The following is an 18,793-nucleotide window of genomic DNA, read 5'->3' as shown; positions in this document are numbered from 1 at the left end:
GGCATAGCAAAGCGACCGTCAACGACGGGATAGACCGCTGATGGATGGCCTACCCAGATCAACAGCTATGCAAAGACTGAATGAAATACAGCTGATTTAATTAGGCGATGTCGCGTTTCGCAGCTTGTTGCTTTGCGATCGCGGTCAAGGGAATTGAGGCAGCGGAAAAATAGTTTCCATCTGGGTCTAATTCATCGTCAATTAACCCAGTCAAAATTGTTTGAGCTTGGAAGATAGATGAAAATTTAAAACAAGCCGCCTTTGTAGGAGTAGCCAAAACAAGAGCACCCAAAGCAGCGCTAGGCAGCGCAGTAGTAATATTCATAACAATCAAAAAGCTTGTTGTACCTGTAATCTCTGGCGGTTTATGCTATGAAGCGTTCAGAACTATTAGGGACGATCATTCTGAACACAACCATCTAAGTAGGAAACGTGCCGATTGTAACCTTAAGTTATGCGTCACTACGTAAGGTGGGCGTAAACAGATCTGTTTTTTATATAAAGAACTGATAAAGAAAAGTAGGTAATGATATTTGGTATAGGGCAGAGAAAAATGAGCTATTTCTAGAGGCTTTGCAACAAGGGCATTCCAGATCTAGATTATTTTTCTCTACTCTGTACAAAAAACATTATCGAAAAGTTTGAGGAATAAGCAAAATCGAGCTGCAACTTTGCGATCGCACAATCAGGTCACAAATCAGACTTAGCTTCACCAAGTCTTGATGCCTAGATATGGCGATGCAGCTTTGATCCTGCCTATGCTTGCAAGTATGCGCATATAGCATTTGAACCACATGCTGATAAATGTAGGCACATTAGTTAAGAGATCATCAATGGCAAGCGTCAATATCTACGTCAGCGAAGAACTGAAGGCACGGATGAATAAGGCAAATCTGAACTGGTCAGAGATTTGCCGCAGGGCAATCGAAGGCGAGCTGGCCAGAGCGGAATCACAATCCACTGAAGCAACTGAAGTGCCGAGACTGCCCAGTAACCAACGCTGGCAAGTTGATGTGATTGACGAAGAGTTCCTAGCCAAAGGGACTGTAATTGAAGTGCCTTATCGGGGACAGCCCAAAAAGGTGCAAATCGACATGCTGAAGGACTGGTTTGAGCAAACTCTCAACCAGTTCATCAGTGCCTACAGCTTTGGGCAAGCCTCACTGAAAAACTTAGTTAGCAGTGGACACAAGACTCAAATCCTGATTCCCGGCCAAGGCTGGACAGAATGTTACCTCTACTTCGAGCCACGATTCCTGATTAAGCATCCTGTGTTTAAGGAATCGGATGAAACGCAGTTAAGTGAATAGAGCACAACAACCTGGATTAACGCCTTTTGCAAGTTGCGACACCTTCACTAGAAAAGCGCGATCTCAACTCCACACACATCCTCATAACTCTGGAGGCTCATGTTCAAAGAAAGTGCAAATGACTTTAACTTGACCTTATTTAGGTGGCTTTAGACTTGCATTTCACACTGTCTGAACATGAGCCAAAAGAATTAAGTACCGTTCCAAAGATGAGGATTCTAATGAGTATCGTGCTGCAATCGCAAGAATTGAAGCCAACCTCATGAATCCTGAATTTCATCAATTTTGGCTTTTGCGCACCTTGAGACAAGATTCATGATGCGTTGAATTGTTTCTTTTCGAATCAACGCTTCAATGAATGCAGTTTGTTCGTCTTCTGTTAGCTCATCAAACCGTCGCAGTAAATCATTGACGGCTTCAGCAGATGTTGATTCGTCGAATTGCATAGGCTGCGATATTCGCCTTCCGCATGATGTGCAAGTGACCATCACTCTTGCACCGAGTCATACCCAATAGAGCCACAAGACGGTTCTTACTCTGGATAAGAGCGTATCAACAAACAACACAAAGGTATTCAGAAGCGTTTTTTCCCAGTAATGTTCCCCATTCAACTGGATAGTTGCTCATAGATTGAGATTCAGTGCGCCAAGTTGCAGTATAAAACGGCTCAGGGCTGCGCTTCAGAGCGAGTGTCCGATTCAGAGCGAGTGTCCGACGCGCGATGAATCGCAGTGGACGTGTATTTTCCAACTTTACCAATCAGTTCAGGGATGTCTTCGAGTTCGCAATACTGCATCAGTTCCATGAGCAACACCAGGATTGATATCACTTTGCTGCCTTGGCTTTGTCGTTCTTTAGACAGTGCGCCTAATTCTTGAACCAGAGCCATCAACTGCTGATCCGTGCACAGATGTAAGAGCGCTGAAATAATCCGGTCGGGCGGTGTGTCCGGGTCTGTCAACGCATTATCAGCAAGACCCGCCCCCAGATTTCGATAGAACCGGAGGTAGACATCAGTCGGCATGGCATCTAGGAGACGTTGAAAGGTCGATATCCGGACATCTCGTCCCTGATTCCTCATGAAAGAAAGGGTCGCATCCGTGACACCAGCGGCTTCTGCCAATTGAGTGGCCTTATAGCCGTCGGCCTCATCAATAGCGGCAAAAAACGCATCTTTGATCCGAAGCCGTTCGGTGACACGGGTTTCCTCTGCGGATGTGGGGTCTGGGATTGGATCCGACTCAGTCGGGTTGGTCATGGCAAAACGATTAACAATCATTGGGCTAAAGGGGGTCTCGACGTCATTCGAGATGGCAGGCTGATGCACAAGCAAACCCTCAAAGAGCCCTTACGCCTCATCATGCACCCCTGTGTTTTCTATAGTCCCTTATTCGTCCCAATTGATCGAGATCACAGCGCAAAGCTTTAACGAATACACGAGATTAAATAAATAAACGATAAAAAATCGTCATTAGCTTAATACTCGCTATAAATTTTATCTTTATCGATAAGTGAAGTATGATCAGGGCGAAAACCTGAGCCATTGTCAACTTGGAGGTGGAGACGCAATTTAAACGCTAAAAACTCTGATTGCGGCCAGCAACCAGAGTTCCAAACGCCCGCTAGAGCGGATCAGATTATTCGGAATAGACCAGTAAGGGACATTCAAGGCCAGGATCAACAGAATCTTGAATGGCTCACAGAACTATTGCGCCTATGTTATCACGCCTTTCAGAAATGGCAACCCGCCTCGAAAGGTGAACGTTGATGGTGCTCTGAAATGGTCTATTCCTGCTGTGCCATAAGAGGAATAGAACAGCATGAACGAGAGATTGACACCGAGCAATGCCTGCTATTGCTCTAACTCGGATCGAGCATTGCTGTCACTGGAGGACTGGATGCTAGCAGATTTTCGACAGTCTGCTATTCCAGATCGACTGACAACCGCTAATGTCCAAATCCTCTCCGGTGACGATGCTATTCAAGCGATCCTAGAAGATAAAATCGCTCAGTCCCAAACGGTCACCAGCTACATCACGGTCGGAGTTCAGCGCCTGCTCAAGATTTATGAACCACTGCGGGATGGCATGTGGTGTACACGCGAAGGCGTCCCGTATGCCAAACCGTTCCATCCGCGATCCGATCCTCACAAGCTCGGTAAAACCATCAAGTATGAGACGCCACCGGGAGCTGTAGCTGAGCCGATTGTGCCTCGTGTTGATGACATCACGGCAGCCACCATTTACGAGCGCTACGATGTGACTCCCTTACCCGGTCAGGATTTTTGGGCTGTGGTCGAACAGAATAATCTGCCAGTTGCGATCGCAGAAGGACTCAAGAAAGCTCTTGCACTAATTGCTCATGGCATTCCTGCGATCGCGGTGCGCGGCATCACTCAATGGCATGTCAAAGGAAGCCTACAACTGCACGCTGCCATTGAACGCTTTGCGACGAAGGGCAGACGGCTGTTCATTCTGTTCGATCAAGACACCAAGCCCAGAACGATTGCCAATGTACACCGGCAGGTCAAGCAACTGGGTCAGGTTCTAGACCGTCACGGCTGCCAAGTTCGCTGTCCAATCTGGCAACCGCAAGAGGGCAAAGGAATTGATGATGTTCTCTACCGCTATACCAACGCAGCGAAAGCCGTAGGGAGTTTGGACACCTTCAATCTTGAAACGTCAGAGCAGCCTTCTGAGGTAACCAAAGGATTTAGCCCCTTAGTGCGATCGCATCAACACTATCAAGATCCGAGCGACTATCCTATTCCAGACCGTGCCCGCCAGTTGACCGGGGCAGAGCGACTCCATGAACTTTTGAACGCAGCTCCCACGCTCAAACAGTACAAACGCAGCGGACAGATCGCGGCTGCGCTCAATGCCATCCACCGACACAATGCGCTCACGTTTCCAATTGAACGACGCACTGAAGGCCCCTATCTGCCACCATTGCCCGAACTGACACCAGGCGTTATTCATGTCGTAGATGCCACCATGAATACTGGGAAAACCTACCGCATCGGGCGCGATTGGGTACACACTGCCCTGACGGAAGACAAACACGTCCTAGTGCTCTCACCACTGAATGCACTGGGGCAGCAAACCGCCCAAGACTGGGGCATTCTCCATATCCATGATCAGGGAGCCACTGGTCAACGTCAGCGCGATTTTTGGAACGCCGCCCGCCAGCGCCCTGGCCTCGTGTTGTGTCCTGACTCCATTGGCAAGCTGCCAGAGTGGTTCTGGTCAAAGCCCGTTGTCTTGATCGTCGATGAGGGTAACCAGGTGACCGAGCATATCTGCCAGGGAGATACCTTCAACAGCCGCTATGGAGCCATCCTGGAACAGATTGTCCGTGTTGCCAAGCACGCGATCGCCTCGGGAGGTGCGATTGTTCTCAGCGAAGATGGTCTCCCCAATCGGGCTGTGCAGTTCTGGCAGACAATTAGTGAATCCCTAGCTGTGCGCTGTTTCCAACACCGTAAACACGGCATCTCATGGGACTGTCACGTCTTTTCTGGCCAAGCCTCTGGCTTTCGGCAGCGTCTGCTCCATCGGATTGAGCAGGGAAGTCGCTTGTTGGTGGTGACCAGCTCCCAACGGGAAGCGAAGCGGCTCGACCGCATTTTGCAGGGTCAAGGCATCCGTACCACTCGCATCGATTCAGAAACGAACGAAGGAGAGACCTTCAATCTGTTTTTCAAAGACCCAGATCGGTGGCTTCAGGTCAATCAGCCGGAGGTGTTGATTCTCTCGCCGAGTGCCAAATCAGGGGTCAGCATTGAAGGGCAAGTGGCGGTTGAGGATGCTTATTTTGATGCAGTGTGGGCCTATTTCCCTGCCCTGAGCACCGATACCCATCTCCAACTACTGGGTCGGTATCGACCGGCGGTACCGCGCCAGATTTTTATTCCGCCCTTCATCACGGGCACGGGTGAGGAAGCACTAGGCAGTCCCCGCGCGATCAAACAGCGCCTGAGCCAAAACCTGATCACGCTGGCGCGACTCTTTGATATTGGAACTCGCGATCATCCACTCGCTGGAGTGGAGTCGGCTATCGTTGATTATCTAACGGTGGCCCGTACCGTGAGTGGAAGCCAAAAAGCGATCGCTCAGGCTGCCTTAATCGATCGTCTAGACGGTGCGGGCCATGGCGTAACGACCGCGACCGTCTCGGCTCACAAGGCGACTGCCCAACTGTGGCATGCTACACAGAAGCAAATTTGGTTCGAGGAGGCGCTTGAGATTGCTGAGGCTGAGCCGCAAGCGGGGCATACTCCAGACTGGGCGCACCGCACTCTAAACGGCATGGAGAGTAGCCGGGAGATTCGCCTGATTGCGTATAAAGTGCTGTGCCGTTCGGAATTTCCGGGTATCGACTTCAATGATGTAGATGAATGCTACGAGGTGTTGTGTAACGACTATGGGGCACTGCGTCGGGGTGTTTTGCTCCAGGCTCAGGCTGAGAATCTAGAGGCGGTCAAGAACTGCGATCGCGGAATCATGGAGACCATTCTCGCTAGCTCGATTCGGGCTCCACACCAGCTGCCCAGACGCTATGTCAAAGCTGCCATCATTGCCAAATTGGGCGTACTCAACCTGCTCGATGGTAAGCCGTGGACAAATCACGACAAACGAGCAATTGCCATCAAGCAGGTGGCCCTTCGATTCATCCATGAAGTGCGTTATTGGTTAAATCTCACGATCAACCCCGAGCAGACACCCTGCCAAATTGCCAACAAACTGGTGAAGCGCTTAGGACTAAAGGTGGTTGCGATTAGTCGTCCTGGCCGTCGCGATCAAAAACGGGCTCGCCGTTATGCTCTTCCTGATTTGGAGAATCCTCTTCGCCTCAAGCTGTTGCAGGCCGTTAGAAAAAAGCTATCCGCATCGGTGTCCACAATTTCTATTAGAGATCCAATTTCTAATCAAGAGATCATGGACACGGAGAGTCCTGAGGCTCTATATTCTTGTTTTACACCCGATTCTCGGAGCTGGCAGATAGGTGACCGGGTGCAGTTTGGTCAGATATTTCGGAGAGAGTGCGTTGACGAAGCCTTCCGGCATGACAAGCACCCAATTGAGTCATGCCCGATACTCCGGCGAGAGCTGCCTCTTGCAACCTGTAGCCGGACTGAAGTGGGCACATAGTTCGTTACGAATTAGCTGCCAATTAATATAGGCTGCTTCTTGCCAATGCTGTGCAAACACAACTCTCAGCAGGAGCACATTGAGTCGTGCAATCCATGATTTTGAGCCAAAGTGAAACCTGCGATCTCACCTTTGCCTCCACCTGTAAAGCCGTCAAAATCTTGCACGCATATTCCTTGTTATGCCGAGTGTTTGGGGTGAGAGGGGTGAGTCTAAAAAAAGCTCTTGCTATGAGGCATGCGAGTCTTGCTTTGAGATTATTTAATGAATATAGTCTAGAGCTGACTGAGGGTTAAGAAGGGATTCTACCAATTCGGTTATTGTGGTTTGCTCTGCATTTGCCCTTAAATATTGGAACTAATTATTGATGCTTGCTGAGGTACTGGAGCTAAGCTTGCTTAATGTCTAAAACTCCCATCATTCCTCGATCTTCATGGTCTAGAATATGGCAGTGATAAACCGTTTTGCCGATGTAGTCGCGAAAGGGGATGCGAATCCGCACAGTTTCACCCGGACTTAACGACACAACATCTTTCCAGGCAGCATAGGGCGCAGGTTGACCATTACGGCTAATCACCTGAAATTTGTTGACATGGACATGAAAAGGATGGGCCATCGTGCCCGTGTTGCTTATTTCCCAGTCTTCAACCGTATTGAGTGCTACTTGTGTATCAATCCGATGATGATCAAACGCTTGGCCGTTGATTAGAAACACCATCCCCATTCCCATACCGTGGTTGAGTGTGAACTGGCGTACAGTCTGGGGTTCTAGCAAGGATTCAACCGGAATGAGTTGGGTTGGCAGCGGAACCGGATTAACTGTGCCGCGATAGGTAAGGGTAGCAACGGTTTCCGTTCGAGTTGGGTTGGAAGGACGCCCCATCATACCGCCGCCCATCATGCCACCACCCATCATCCCTTGAGCGGGATTAAAGGGCTGATTGAGTAGGCGATACTGTCCGGGATTGCGATCGCACTTGACCAACACCTCAGCTCGTTCGCCAGGAGCTAGCATCAAGTCATTGAGTTCGATGGGAGATGCGATCGCACCTCCATCAGTTGCAATTAGATAAAATGGGTGATCTTCTAGCGACAGCCAGAAAAACCGGGACGACGAAGCATTCAGCAACCGGAGCCGCAGCAGGCCACCTTGGGGGACGGTCAAAGCCGGATTGAATTGTCCATTAGCGGTCAGCAAATCCCCAATACGCCCCGTCATCTGCGCCATATGGCCCGGATCAGGGATATTGCCGCTGTCATCTAGAGCAAAATCTTTGAGAACTAAAAATTCTTCCTGAGCGGCTTGAATTTCGGGAATTTCATCCAACTCTCCCCGTACCACAAAGAGTCCCGCAAGGCCGCCAAAGAGCTGTTCAGCAACCAGCCCATGATAATGAGGGTGATACCAAAACGTACCTGCTGGATGGTTTTGGGGAATCTGAAATTCGTAGGTATGGCTTGCCCCCGGCGGAATTTCTAGAAAAGCATTGTCTCCTGTCCCCGTCGGTGGAATGTGTAGCCCGTGATAGTGCAAATTGGTGGGCTGATTTAATCGATTCGTAAAGCGAATTTGGATGGTATCACCAGGCTTGGCTTCTATGCGAGGCCCAGGAACTTGGCCGTTATAGGTGAGCAGATTGGCATTGCGATTGCCCAGTTTCACCTGTTGCGCCTCAGCCACTAAGTCAAAGCTGAGTAACCCGCCTTCGCTGCTCTGCACCGGGTCTTGAGCCAAGATTGAATTCGGCTCTAAGGACGGTGACGAGTCCTTAGAGCATTGGGCTAAGAGCACTGCCGCTGTAGTTCCCAAGCTTAGCCTCAAAAAAATTCGTCGCTTGATAGTTTTCCTAATGGTCATAAACGTGGTTCTACAAAAAACGATTGAAGCTTGATGGGGGATAGGGCAATCGTAGAATCTCTAGTTAGCCAGAGGATAAAGACAGTGATCAAAAATTCAATCTAGTGATCGCTATTCTATCGATGAACCATGAAATGGCGATGAAATGTAGGACATGGTGGCTCAATTTCAGGTACTTACAACGGATTAACATCTACCGATGAAATCAAAATGAAATGGCTCTATGACTTATGGCTGAAGTTAGATTTCACGCCATTGATAGGTGATAAGAGGCAGCATTTCTCGATATCTCTAAGCCATCACTCATCAGAAGAGATTAATGAATTTGATTCTTATAAACAGGCTTTATATTATTTCAACTTTGGAGCATTTCTACTGGCATAGCGGCAAATTCTTTCTTCTTTAGCGATGAGGCAATTTACGAGTTGCTCCAAATATTTTTTACTCTAAAAATCATTTCCAAAGTATTGATTGCAAGGAACACCGATGACTACTCAAGAAAATGCAATGAAAAACCATGCTGATGCGGGCCATGATGGTGGTATGGGCAGTAGCTACGTCCGATACTTTGCCATGATTGGTACTTCAATTGTGGTGATGTTCTTCTTGATGTACCTACATTCGTATCAGATTTTGGATCATGCCTGGTTTAGTGAAACACGGGTTTATATGGCGCTGATTATGGGTGCCGCCATGATGGTCATTATGCTGTCATACATGCTGCACATGTATAAGAGTCGCAGCATGAACATTGCCATCTATGTCGCTGCCATCGTTCTGTTTGGCGCTTCCCTGTGGTTGGTGCGCAGTCAGCTTACCGTAAGCGATGTAGACTACATGGAAGGCATGATTCCGCACCACTCGATCGCAATTTTAACGAGTGAACGTGCCCAGATTCAGGATGTTCGGGTGCGTGAACTGGCCGATGAAATTATTGAAGCTCAGCGTCGAGAAATCAATGAAATGGAGTGGCTGATTTCTGATATCCGAGAAAACGGCTTGGTCACATCAGAAGCTGAGTTGGAAGGAAGAGAGATTCCAGACTTTGTCTCTACTCCCATTCCGGAATAGGGCTGAACAGCAAAGATTTACCTAAACCGATCTAGTTCCACACTCTCCGCAATACGTTCTATGACTTTAAGTTGGACTCATGTACACCTCTTGCTGAATCATTTTCCGATCATTGGTGCGATCGCAGCCTTGGTCATTTTCGTTGTTGGCTGGATACGTCACAGCCGACCGATCAAGCAGACCAGCTACTGGATGTTCATGAAGGGAGCGGCTCAGGCCATAGCCATTCAGAGGGAAGCAGTCGCTCTCAATATCCATCTCAGTCTCCCAATGGTCAAACGGGATCTGAATCCGGTCAACCCTCTCCAGGAAACTCGGAACCGAGTCACAGTGATAGCCACTCTCATGAGTAGTTTGATAGGGCTTTTTATCATCAATTTTAAGTTTTGTTGCAAACGCTAGAACTTATAGTCTACTTGAGGCTTTAGGGTTAAACATACCCACGATATCGAGCTGTTACTCACCTAAGTTCTATGAATCATCCTCGTCACTCCACCCCCCAAGCTGAAAACTCTAGCGTTGATGATGCCCATAATAACCACACTGGTCATCCCGTAGAGGCTGCTGGTGCATATCATGGCGACCACGCTCATAGCGCCCGTGGCGGACACCGGGGGCATGGCGGTCACAGCGGGCATGGGCATCACAGTCCGGCCATGTTCAAGCAGCGATTTTTCGTCTCGCTGATTTTGACGCTGCCGATTCTCTACTTTTCGCCACAGCTTCAGGGTTGGTTGGGGTATGAAGCGATCTCATTTCCTGGCTCTGGTTGGATTAATCCCATTCTCGGCATTGCCCTCTATTTCTATGGCGGCTGGCCATTTCTCAAGGGCGCGTGGCACGAGTTTCAGGGCAAGATCGGTATGATGACACTGATTGCGCTGGCAATTACGGTGGCGTTTGTATACAGTATTGCCGTGTCCCTGGGCCTGGAGGGAATGCCCTTCTATTGGGAACTAGCGACACTGATCGACATCATGCTGCTGGGCCACTGGGTTGAGATGGCCTCGGTGCAGGGAGCGAGCAAAGCGCTAGAAGAACTCTCGACCCTGGTGCCCAACGCAGCGCATCGGATGCGGAATGGTCACATTGAAGATGTTTCGGTTGATGAGATCCAAGTCAACGATGTCATCTTGATTCGTCCTGGCGAACAAATTCCCAATGATGGCGAAGTGATTGAGGGCCGCACCAGCATCAACGAATCGTTCCTGACGGGTGAATCGAAGCCTGTTCACAAGGAAGTCGGGGATGAAGTGGTCGCGGGGTCGGTGAATACGGAAGGTTCCGTACAGGTCAGAGTGACTCGTATTGGAGCAGACACGGCCATTAGTCAAATCATGCGGCTGGTGGAAGAGGCGCAGTCGTCCCGCAGTCGCTATCAGGTACTCGCAGATAAAGTGGCCTACTGGCTGACGATTATTGCCATTTCGGTTGGCACCCTTACCTTTATCATTTGGCTTACCCTCAGCGATCTAATCTTCTCCATCAACCGGGCGGTGACGGTGCTAGTGATTACCTGCCCCCATGCCCTGGGACTGGCGATTCCGCTGGTGATTGCCAACTCCACTGGACTGGCGGCTCGCAACGGCATTCTAGTCCGCAACCGTGATTCTCTTGAACGAGCTAAGGATATCAAAATCGTCGCTTTCGACAAAACTGGAACGCTGACCCAAGGCAAGTTTGGCGTCCAAAACGTCGCTGTGGACGGCATGGATGAGGATGAAGCGTTAGCCATTGCCGCTGCCCTAGAAAATCCCTCCGAGCATCCTCTTGCGAAAGCAATTGTCGATTCAGCTCATCGGCGGCAGCTAACGCTACCCCAAACGCATGACTTCCAAACCGTGACTGGACGGGGCGTAGAGGGCCTGATCAATGGACAAACCTATCGGGTTGGACGACCGGAATGGGTGCAGGAGCAACATCTATCGTTTTCTGCTCCACTGCAACAGGCATTAAGCCGAGCCGATGAGCGGGGTGAAAGTGCTGTTGTGCTGATGACTACTGAACGTGCGATCGCAGTTATCTCAATGGCTGACCAGATCCGAGAACGTGCCCGCACTACCATCGATCGCCTGCATGAGATGGACATCCAGGCGGTGATGATTACCGGGGATGCCGAAGCCGTTGCGCGTGCTGTTGCTGAAGATCTGGGCATCGATCGCTACTACGCCCGCGTGCTGCCTGAAGACAAAGTGAATCGCATCAGAGAGCTGAAACAAGAGGCTCCTACTGCCTTTGTGGGTGACGGCATCAACGATGCAGCCGCTTTGCTGGAAGCCAATATGGGCTTAGCGATTGGGGCGGGTACCAACGTGGCGATTGAGTCCGCTGACTTGGTACTAGTGGAAGACGATCCCCTAGATGCAGTAAAGGCGCTGGTGCTAGCGAAGAAGACCTACAGCAAGATGATTCAAAATCTATTCTGGGCTACCGGGTACAACGTGATCGCCATTCCCCTGGCAGCAGGCGTACTGTCGGCTTGGGGTATCGTGCTTTCTCCGGCGATAGGTGCTTTATTGATGAGCCTTTCGACCGTGATCGTGGCAATTAATGCGGTGATGCTACGCCGAGCCAAACTAGCCTAAGTCCAACCCGGTAGGAGTTTGGCAGAAATCGTGCTTTGTTCTCAATGATCGAACATCGAATGCTGAATTGAGATGTATCAAGAAGTGTAAATTATGGTTTCTGCGATACGATCATCCCTTAACTCTCTAGTCAAGTAGAGGATTTAAAATAGAGGTATAACGCTTCAAGGGGATTACACCCTATGCAACTTCTTACCAAATCTATCGTCGCGATCGCAGGTGTTGGTGTTGCGATCGCAGGTGTCGCTACCTTTTCTTATCTTTCTTCACCCTCCAATGCTGACCCATTACAGTCATCTGATCCAGCGGGCTGGCAAATGCCGATGAACTGGGATCAAATGCCCATGCACCAAGGCCAGTGGCAAGGGCACCACGGGCAGATGATGCACATGATGCAGGCCAATAGCGAGTTTGAGTTCTTGAGCCTGATGATTCCTCACCATCAGGAAGCCATTGCCACCGCTCAGCGCGTGCTGGAGTACAGCGATCGGCCTGAGATGCGCGCGTTTGCGCAGGACATTATCGATGTGCAAACCGCCGAAATTGAGCAGATGCAGGCGTGGCTAGACGAATGGTATCCCGGTCAGGAAACCAGTCTGACCTACTCTCCCATGATGCGTGACCTCAGCCAGCTTGAAGGAGATGAGCTGGATCAGGCGTTTCTAGAAGATATGGTTATGCACCACATGGGAGCCGTGATGATGTCGCAGCGTCTGGTAAATCACGGTCTGGTTGAGCATCAGGACGTACAGCCTTTTGCCCAGAATATCGCCAATACCCAGCGGCAGGAAATCTGGCAGATGCAGTCTTGGCTGCAAGACTGGTACGAGGTTGGCGGTATGCCTGGCTGGATGCATCGAGGACAGCGATAGCCTAATCCGTTTAGACAGTGGGTAGCGTGATCGTGAATGTGCTCCCACTGTTTAACTGGCTTTGTACCTGGATGGTACCGCTATGACGTTGGATGATGGTTTGAGCGACGGCTAATCCCAGCCCGGTTCCTCCGGTTTCTCGGTTGCGGGATTGTTCTAGACGAAAGAACGGTTCAAAGATTTTGCCCTGGAATTCAGGAGGAATGCCGAAACCGCGATCGCGAATTACCACCTCAAGCCTTTCCTGCTTCGAGCGCAGCGTCACCTCCGCCTCGTTCCCGTAGATCACTGCATTGTGAATCAGGTTCATGAACGCTCGATGTAGAGCAGTAGGTTGGCCAACATAGGTCACGTGGACTGGTCCCTGATAAATTGCCTTTTTCCCTGTATCAACAACATCATCACACAGGCTTTGAAGCAGGCTCGCCAAATCCAGCTTAACGAAAGCTTCGGTGGTGGATTCTGCGCGGGCAAAGGTCAAGGTTTCCGTGAGCATGGTCTGCATCTGGTCAATGTCAGCAATCGCCTTCTGAGCCTGCTCCCCATCATCAATAAACTCAGCCCGCAGTTTCAGTCGGGTGAGGATCGTTCGCAAGTCATGGGCAATGGCGGCCAGCATAAACGTGCGCTCATTTACCAGATGCCGCAGCCGTTCCTGCATTTGATTGAAAGCTTGAATGGATTGACGGAGTTCACGCGAACCCGCTTCGGGAAGCGGCGGTGCATTGATATCCCGACCGAACTGCTCAGCGGCAGTGGCAAATTGGGTAATCGGCTGGGTGACTCGTCGAGCTGCCCAGAGCGACAGCAGCCAAATGGCAAGTCCGATAAACAGAAATACAAACCAACGGTGACTGCTGCTGCGGAGAGAAACGATGTCCGAGGGGGTGACAAAGACTAACCAGCGATCGCGAGTTTGTTGAACGGCAATCACCATCGTTTGACGGCTAGATAGCAGCGGCACAAGAGCAGAACCATCTGACTGATCTAGGAGCGAACTGTTCGACCAGCGGTCAAGCACTTGGATCTGAATGGGTTGGCTAAGCTGGGGTATGAGGTGAGATCGCACGTCCTGGCGAATCTCGTCGGCGTGCCACGCTTCCCGCTGGGGCTGGGACGGCGGCTGGTCTAAAACACTGACCTGAAACCGGGGGCTGTGGAGTGCCTGCAATAGCTTGACCTGTTCATCCGGTGGCAGCGTTTCCATCACGTCGATAATAGTGACAACTCGATCCGCAACAGATAAACCAAATATTTTCATTGCGGTGACAGTGCGATCGTGAACCAGTAGCCATACAGCAATCGACTGGGCTGAGAAGAATCCCATCGTCAAAATCAGCGTAATTCGCCCTGCCAGACTGCTGGGTAATAATCGCTTGATCCGCTTCATCGTTTCTCCACCACTGGTGTAAAAAAATAGCCACCACCTCGCACTGTTTTGATCAGGGTTGGTACTTTGGGATTCGCTTCAATTTTGCGGCGCAGACGGCTCAGTTGCACATCCACACTGCGATCAAAGGGAGCGGCTTCATATCCCTTCGTCAGCTCCAGGAGTTGATCACGGCTCAGCACCTGCTGGGGATGCTCTGCGAATGCAGCTAAGAGGTCGAACTCATTGGCCGTTAAGGGAATCAGCACTCCATCGGGAGAACAGAGTTCTCGTTTGGCCAGATCCAATTGCCAACCATCAAACCCAAATCCTTTTGGTGGTTTCTGCTGGACTTCGACCGTGACATACTCAATTCGGCGTAAGACAGCTTTGATCCGTGCCAGCAGCTCCCTCGGATTAAACGGCTTGGTCACGTAGTCGTCGGCCCCCAATTCCAGCCCCACAATTCGATCCGCATCGTCACCAATGGCAGTCAACATCACAATAGGCAGCGTAGAAGTAGACCGTAATTTTTGGCACAGAGCCAAACCATCATCTCCCGGCAGCATCAAATCCAGCACAATCAAATCGATGGGATGGATATCGAGTGAGCGCCACATGCCCGCCCCATCAGCCGCCGTCTTGACTCGATAGCCATGCCGATTCAGAAACCGCGACAGCAAATCGCGAATCTCGCGGTCGTCATCCACAATCAAAATCAGGGGAGGCTCAGTCATACCGCAATTCTAGATTGAGCGCTTAATCAACTTTGTTTCATCTCAGCAACAGTTGATTGCAGTTGTATGTCAACTCAGATCTTGACCTTGCAAACCGAGAACTCATAAGGGTTATTTGGGTGCAAGATCTGAGTCAACGTTTGTCGGCCCAGTACGGACATTCAGGGCAGTTTCCTCCCTCAGGATAGTCAATACCTTCTTCATGGGGACAGCCGATAATTCCGTCAGTCATAATCACCTGCTTGGCCCTTTTGCGCTTGATGAAATCGAGAATTTGGCGATTCACTGTGTCATCCATCCGGATTTCGATCCCATCTGCAAGCCAACGCTTTAAATCGATGACTTCTTGGGACTGATCGACAATCCCAACGGCGACTTTGGTCGCAGTGTCCTCGTCAGGGCCATAGTAAGCAATCGTTACGATCGGATAGCCCTGGGTATCAGCTTGAGTCTTACGCCGCAGCAAAAGAGTAGCATTTTGTCGATGCTCAATTGAGCCAAATCCCTTAGGTGATTGATGGCTGATTTTTGGTCGCATCATCCAATCCTCTGTTACTAGCTGTTACCAGATTGAAAGAATCTTGAAACACTCATAGCCTATCGTGTGAACCGTAATCTCATCCAAGGAGGAACGGAGACATAAACCATGAACCAGCTCTCAAAGATATTGGCCTTTACAGCCATTGTTTCAACGGGATTATCGGCTGGAGTGGCCTTCGCTCATCTACTGGAGTTGCCCAACAAAATGTCACTCTCTGCTGAGAACTATCTCTGGGTGCAACAACGCCTTTATGAGGGATTTGGTCAAGTGTTAGGCCCGATTGAAGTCATTGCGTTTCTCAGCGCGATCGCAGTTACCGTCCTGCTCCGAAAACAGCGGCATTCCTTTCGCTGGAGCCTGCTGGCATCTATCTGCATTAGTCTGGCCTTGATAGTTTGGCAACTGCACAATGGCCCAGTAAATATATACGTGGAGACTTGGACTATCGATAATTTGCCCGCCAACTGGATGACCTATCGCGCTCGCTGGGAATATGCTCATGCGGCTCGATTTGGGCTGTATTTGCTTGGGTTTAGCACTAGTCTGATGTCTGTCCTGGTTAAAATTCCAGCTCATCGCTCCCGGCATCCTGTTCCTTCGGCCTCTGTGCTTTGACTCACCAGGAGGTATTCGTCATGTTAACTGTTTTACACGTTTTGACTGTGGTGGTGGTTGCGATCGCAATGGCCCTTGCGCTGGCTCATGCTCTGGAGCTACCAGGAAAACTGCGGCTTTCAAAAGAGACCTACTACGCCGTGCAGCCCATTTATTATCCTGGTTTCACGATTGGCGGCATCAGTGAACCCATGAGTCTGATCCTGATGCTGATTCTGCTGTTCCTTGTGCGACTAGGCAGCATAGAATTCTGGCTAATCGGTATAGCCTTACTAGGCATCATCGGTATGCAAGGCGTGTACTGGCTGATTACCCATCCCGTGAACCAGTTCTGGCTGCAAAATGAGGACTTAAGCAACGTGAGTACTGGCTTTTTCGCCTTTGGAGTGAAGCCGGACGATCCCCGTTCGTGGGCCTGGACAAACTTGCGCAATCGCTGGGAATATTCTCACGTAGCGCGGGCAGGATTCGCCCTGGTCAGCCTGATTGCCCTGGTCATTGCCGCATCAATCAACTGATGGGGGTTTTGCCATGCGATATTACGCAGTGCGGATGATGGGCAACAGAATGGTGAAGGTGCTGCCCCGTTCTAGCTCGCTCTGAACCTGAATTTCGCCGCCGTGAGCCTGCGCGATCGCAAGGGCAATTGACAATCCTAATCCCGAACCGCCGCTGTATCGAGAACGGGCTTTATCGACTCGATAGAACCGCTCAAAAATCCGCTGCTGATCGGCTGGAGCAATACCAATGCCTGTGTCTTCTACGGTAATTATCGCCTGTCGCTTTTCGCCTTCCGGGAATGTGTTGCGGGTACTTTGCTGTAGCTGGATGATGACCTTGCCACCCGCTAACGTATGCTGAATGGCATTACTAACCACATTCAGCACCAGCCGATAGAGATGTGCTTCATTACCCAGGACGATGATCGGCGGTTCGGCGGGTTGCTCAAGCACCAGTTGAATGTCAGATGCGATCGCAAGTGCGGCCAGTTCTTCTTCAATATCGCTCAGCACATCCTGTAAACAGCAGGGTGTTTGGGCGGTTGAACGTTGAATGTCTAATCGAGACAGCAGCAGCAGGTCACTGATTAGCGTTGTCAACCGCTGGTTCTGGCGGGTGATTACCTGGAGCGTTTCCCGCGCCTCTGCATCTGAAATGTGGGGCAGTCGCAATACTGATTCCGCTGTGGCCTGTGTCGCGGTGAGGGGTGTACGCAACTCGTGAGCGGCATCAGCCGTAAACTGCTGAATATTGCGGTACGAAACGCGGACGGGCTTGAGTGCCACTCCTGCAAGCCACCAACTTGCGATCGCAATTAGTCCTACCGTGAGCGGTAAGCTGAGGATGATAATCCAGCGAATCATGTCGAGGTAAGCGGCAAAATCACTGAAGGATCGCCCGACCAGCAGCGTGCCCAGACGGCTTTGATCGTTGAGGTTGTAGAGCGGTAGCGCAATCTGGCGATACTGGTTGTTCGCGTCATCTCGCAGCGTGTGCCAAGCGGCTTCGGTATCTGTCATTGGCAAGCCTTCGGGCAGGATGCCTGCCGTTGCCAGTAGCGTTTGATCCGGCGACAGCACGCGAAAATAGTAGCTGCCGCGATAGGGCGCTCCGCCATGATGCCCCCGCGATGCCTCAAATGGCACCTGACAGGGTTCTCCGGCCACGCACAGATTGGGCAACAAATTTTGCGACAGGCCATCAATTTGACCGTTAGCCGTGAGCGTAGTTTCCAGGGCATCATGAACCGTTTCGGCCACAGACTTCAGTTCGCGGTCAGCCGTGACCCGATGGGCATGGGCAATCGCTTCATACACGCCAAAGCCGCTCAGCCCCAGTACCACCGTCATCACTCCGGTATACCAAACAGTGAGCTGCCAACGGCTGCGACGAAATAGCTTATTCGGCGTTGAAGCGGTATCCCATGCCATAGACGGTTTCAATTAGATCATCACAGTAATACTTGGCCAGCTTCCGCCGCAGGAGCCGCATTTGAGCCGCAACAACATTACTGTTGGGTTCAGCGCCAATTTCCCAGAGCTGGTTGAGCACCTGATCGCGGGTCAGAATCCGGTTCGGATGCTCCATTAGATACTGAAGCAACTGAAACTCTTTCTGGGTTAGCTCGATGGGCTGCTCGGTGAGTTCACCAGCATTGAGAAAGGCCATTCTGCGATCGCAATCCAGCATCAGCGGCCCCACCTGAATTTGACTCGGCTTAATCTCAGGCGACCGTCGCCGCAGTGCTCTGAGACGCGCCAGTAATTCAGCCATGCTGAAGGGTTTGACTAAATAATCATCAGCTCCGGCATCCAATCCCGTAATTCGATCCTCAATTTGATCCTTGGCGGTCAAAATCAAAACGGGCAGGGCATGATGGTGCGATCGCAGCCACTGACACAGCTCGATTCCCGACCGTCCCGGTAGCATCCAGTCAAACACCCCAATTGTGTAAAGCGGCAAATCGTTTTCCAGATAGGCCAGCGCCTCATCTCCCGACTGCACCCAGTCCACCACATAGGCTTCCTGGATCAGGGTACGCTTAATCGCTTTGCCTAAATCCGGCTCATCTTCCACTAAGAGGATACGCATAAAAATTCATCGTGATTTCATATTTAGCTGATACTATGCCGTCCAGCCAACATTCGCGTTCGTTTGTCCTGTTCGCTTTCTGGAAGAATCGGT

The 18,793-nt window shown here is 50.6% G+C and carries 17 protein-coding genes; 7 read left to right on the top strand and 10 right to left on the bottom strand.

Annotated elements, in window-relative coordinates; genetic code table 11:
• Positions 1–100: 100 nt before the first annotated feature.
• Positions 101–334, bottom strand: a complete 234-nt coding sequence (locus AC286M_RS36720; RefSeq protein WP_488209110.1) for a hypothetical protein — start codon at positions 332–334, stop codon at positions 101–103.
• A gap of 499 nt (positions 335–833) precedes the next feature.
• Between AC286M_RS36720 and AC286M_RS36715 the strand changes: the two genes are divergently transcribed.
• Positions 834–1,310, top strand: a complete 477-nt coding sequence (locus AC286M_RS36715; RefSeq protein WP_488209109.1) for an AF_0619 family ribbon-helix-helix protein — start codon at positions 834–836, stop codon at positions 1,308–1,310.
• Positions 1,311–1,570: 260 nt separating this feature from the next.
• On the opposite strand, the gene AC286M_RS36710 is transcribed toward AC286M_RS36715, so the two are convergent.
• The gene (locus tag AC286M_RS36710) at positions 1,571–1,756 is read right to left on the bottom strand and encodes a hypothetical protein (RefSeq protein WP_488209108.1); all 186 of its coding nucleotides are present in this window, start codon (positions 1,754–1,756) and stop codon (positions 1,571–1,573) included.
• Positions 1,757–1,977: 221 nt separating this feature from the next.
• Positions 1,978–2,589, bottom strand: coding sequence for a helix-turn-helix domain-containing protein (locus AC286M_RS36705; RefSeq protein ID WP_488209107.1), 612 nt, complete (start codon positions 2,587–2,589; stop codon positions 1,978–1,980).
• Positions 2,590–3,208: 619 nt separating this feature from the next.
• On the opposite strand from AC286M_RS36705, the gene AC286M_RS36700 reads away from it, so the two are divergent.
• Positions 3,209–6,460 carry a DUF3854 domain-containing protein gene (locus tag AC286M_RS36700; RefSeq protein WP_488209106.1) on the top strand — a complete coding sequence of 1,084 codons (3,252 nt, stop codon included), beginning with the start codon at positions 3,209–3,211 and terminating at the stop codon, positions 6,458–6,460.
• A gap of 388 nt (positions 6,461–6,848) precedes the next feature.
• Here AC286M_RS36700 and AC286M_RS36695 read toward each other — a convergent pair whose 3' ends face one another.
• Positions 6,849–8,270: a multicopper oxidase family protein gene (locus AC286M_RS36695; protein ID WP_488209105.1), complete on the bottom strand. Its 1,422-nt coding sequence runs from the start codon at positions 8,268–8,270 to the stop codon at positions 6,849–6,851.
• 534 nt (positions 8,271–8,804) lie between these two features.
• Here AC286M_RS36695 and AC286M_RS36690 point away from each other — a divergent pair.
• On the top strand, positions 8,805–9,389 hold the full coding sequence (locus AC286M_RS36690) for a DUF305 domain-containing protein (RefSeq protein WP_488209104.1): 585 nt from the start codon (positions 8,805–8,807) through the stop codon (positions 9,387–9,389).
• A 66-nt stretch (positions 9,390–9,455) separates the two neighbouring features.
• Here AC286M_RS36690 and AC286M_RS36685 read toward each other — a convergent pair whose 3' ends face one another.
• Complete coding sequence (locus tag AC286M_RS36685; protein ID WP_488209103.1) at positions 9,456–9,647, bottom strand: hypothetical protein; 192 nt, start codon at positions 9,645–9,647, stop codon at positions 9,456–9,458.
• Positions 9,648–9,862: 215 nt separating this feature from the next.
• On the opposite strand from AC286M_RS36685, the gene AC286M_RS36680 reads away from it, so the two are divergent.
• Entirely contained in the window at positions 9,863–11,974 is a 2,112-nt protein-coding gene (locus AC286M_RS36680; RefSeq protein WP_488209102.1) for a copper-translocating P-type ATPase, read from the top strand.
• Positions 11,975–12,156: 182 nt separating this feature from the next.
• Positions 12,157–12,846, top strand: a complete 690-nt coding sequence (locus tag AC286M_RS36675) for a DUF305 domain-containing protein (protein WP_488208907.1) — start codon at positions 12,157–12,159, stop codon at positions 12,844–12,846.
• A gap of 10 nt (positions 12,847–12,856) precedes the next feature.
• Here the strand turns inward: AC286M_RS36675 and AC286M_RS36670 are convergent, their stop codons facing one another.
• The 3 genes from AC286M_RS36670 to AC286M_RS36660 all read right to left on the bottom strand — a co-directional run bounded on the left by AC286M_RS36670 (position 12,857) and on the right by AC286M_RS36660 (position 15,493).
• Complete coding sequence (locus AC286M_RS36670; protein ID WP_488208906.1) at positions 12,857–14,236, bottom strand: sensor histidine kinase; 1,380 nt, start codon at positions 14,234–14,236, stop codon at positions 12,857–12,859.
• Complete coding sequence (locus AC286M_RS36665; protein ID WP_488208905.1) at positions 14,233–14,952, bottom strand: response regulator; 720 nt, start codon at positions 14,950–14,952, stop codon at positions 14,233–14,235. Before AC286M_RS36665 ends, AC286M_RS36670 begins: the two co-directional genes overlap by 4 nt.
• Positions 14,953–15,085: 133 nt before the next feature.
• Complete coding sequence (locus AC286M_RS36660; protein WP_488208904.1) at positions 15,086–15,493, bottom strand: hypothetical protein; 408 nt, start codon at positions 15,491–15,493, stop codon at positions 15,086–15,088.
• 105 nt (positions 15,494–15,598) lie between these two features.
• Between AC286M_RS36660 and AC286M_RS36655 the strand changes: the two genes are divergently transcribed.
• Together AC286M_RS36655 and AC286M_RS36650 are read left to right on the top strand one after the other, a co-directional pair.
• Positions 15,599–16,108 (top strand): hypothetical protein, encoded by a 510-nt coding sequence (locus AC286M_RS36655; RefSeq protein WP_488208903.1) that lies wholly within the window; start codon positions 15,599–15,601, stop codon positions 16,106–16,108.
• A 20-nt stretch (positions 16,109–16,128) separates the two neighbouring features.
• Complete coding sequence (locus AC286M_RS36650) at positions 16,129–16,626, top strand: hypothetical protein (protein WP_488208902.1); 498 nt, start codon at positions 16,129–16,131, stop codon at positions 16,624–16,626.
• 21 nt (positions 16,627–16,647) lie between these two features.
• Here the strand turns inward: AC286M_RS36650 and rppB are convergent, their stop codons facing one another.
• On the bottom strand, positions 16,648–18,039 hold the full coding sequence (rppB, locus tag AC286M_RS36645) for a two-component system sensor histidine kinase RppB (protein ID WP_488208901.1): 1,392 nt from the start codon (positions 18,037–18,039) through the stop codon (positions 16,648–16,650).
• Complete coding sequence (gene rppA / locus AC286M_RS36640; protein ID WP_488208900.1) at positions 18,008–18,700, bottom strand: two-component system response regulator RppA; 693 nt, start codon at positions 18,698–18,700, stop codon at positions 18,008–18,010. The genes rppB and rppA overlap by 32 nt, the downstream gene beginning before the upstream one ends.
• Positions 18,701–18,793 lie beyond the last annotated feature (93 nt).

Source organism: Thainema salinarum CENA647 (assembly GCF_057732415.1).
Note: the sequence above shows the minus strand (reverse complement) of the source record. Positions and strands in the feature narration are given on the sequence as shown.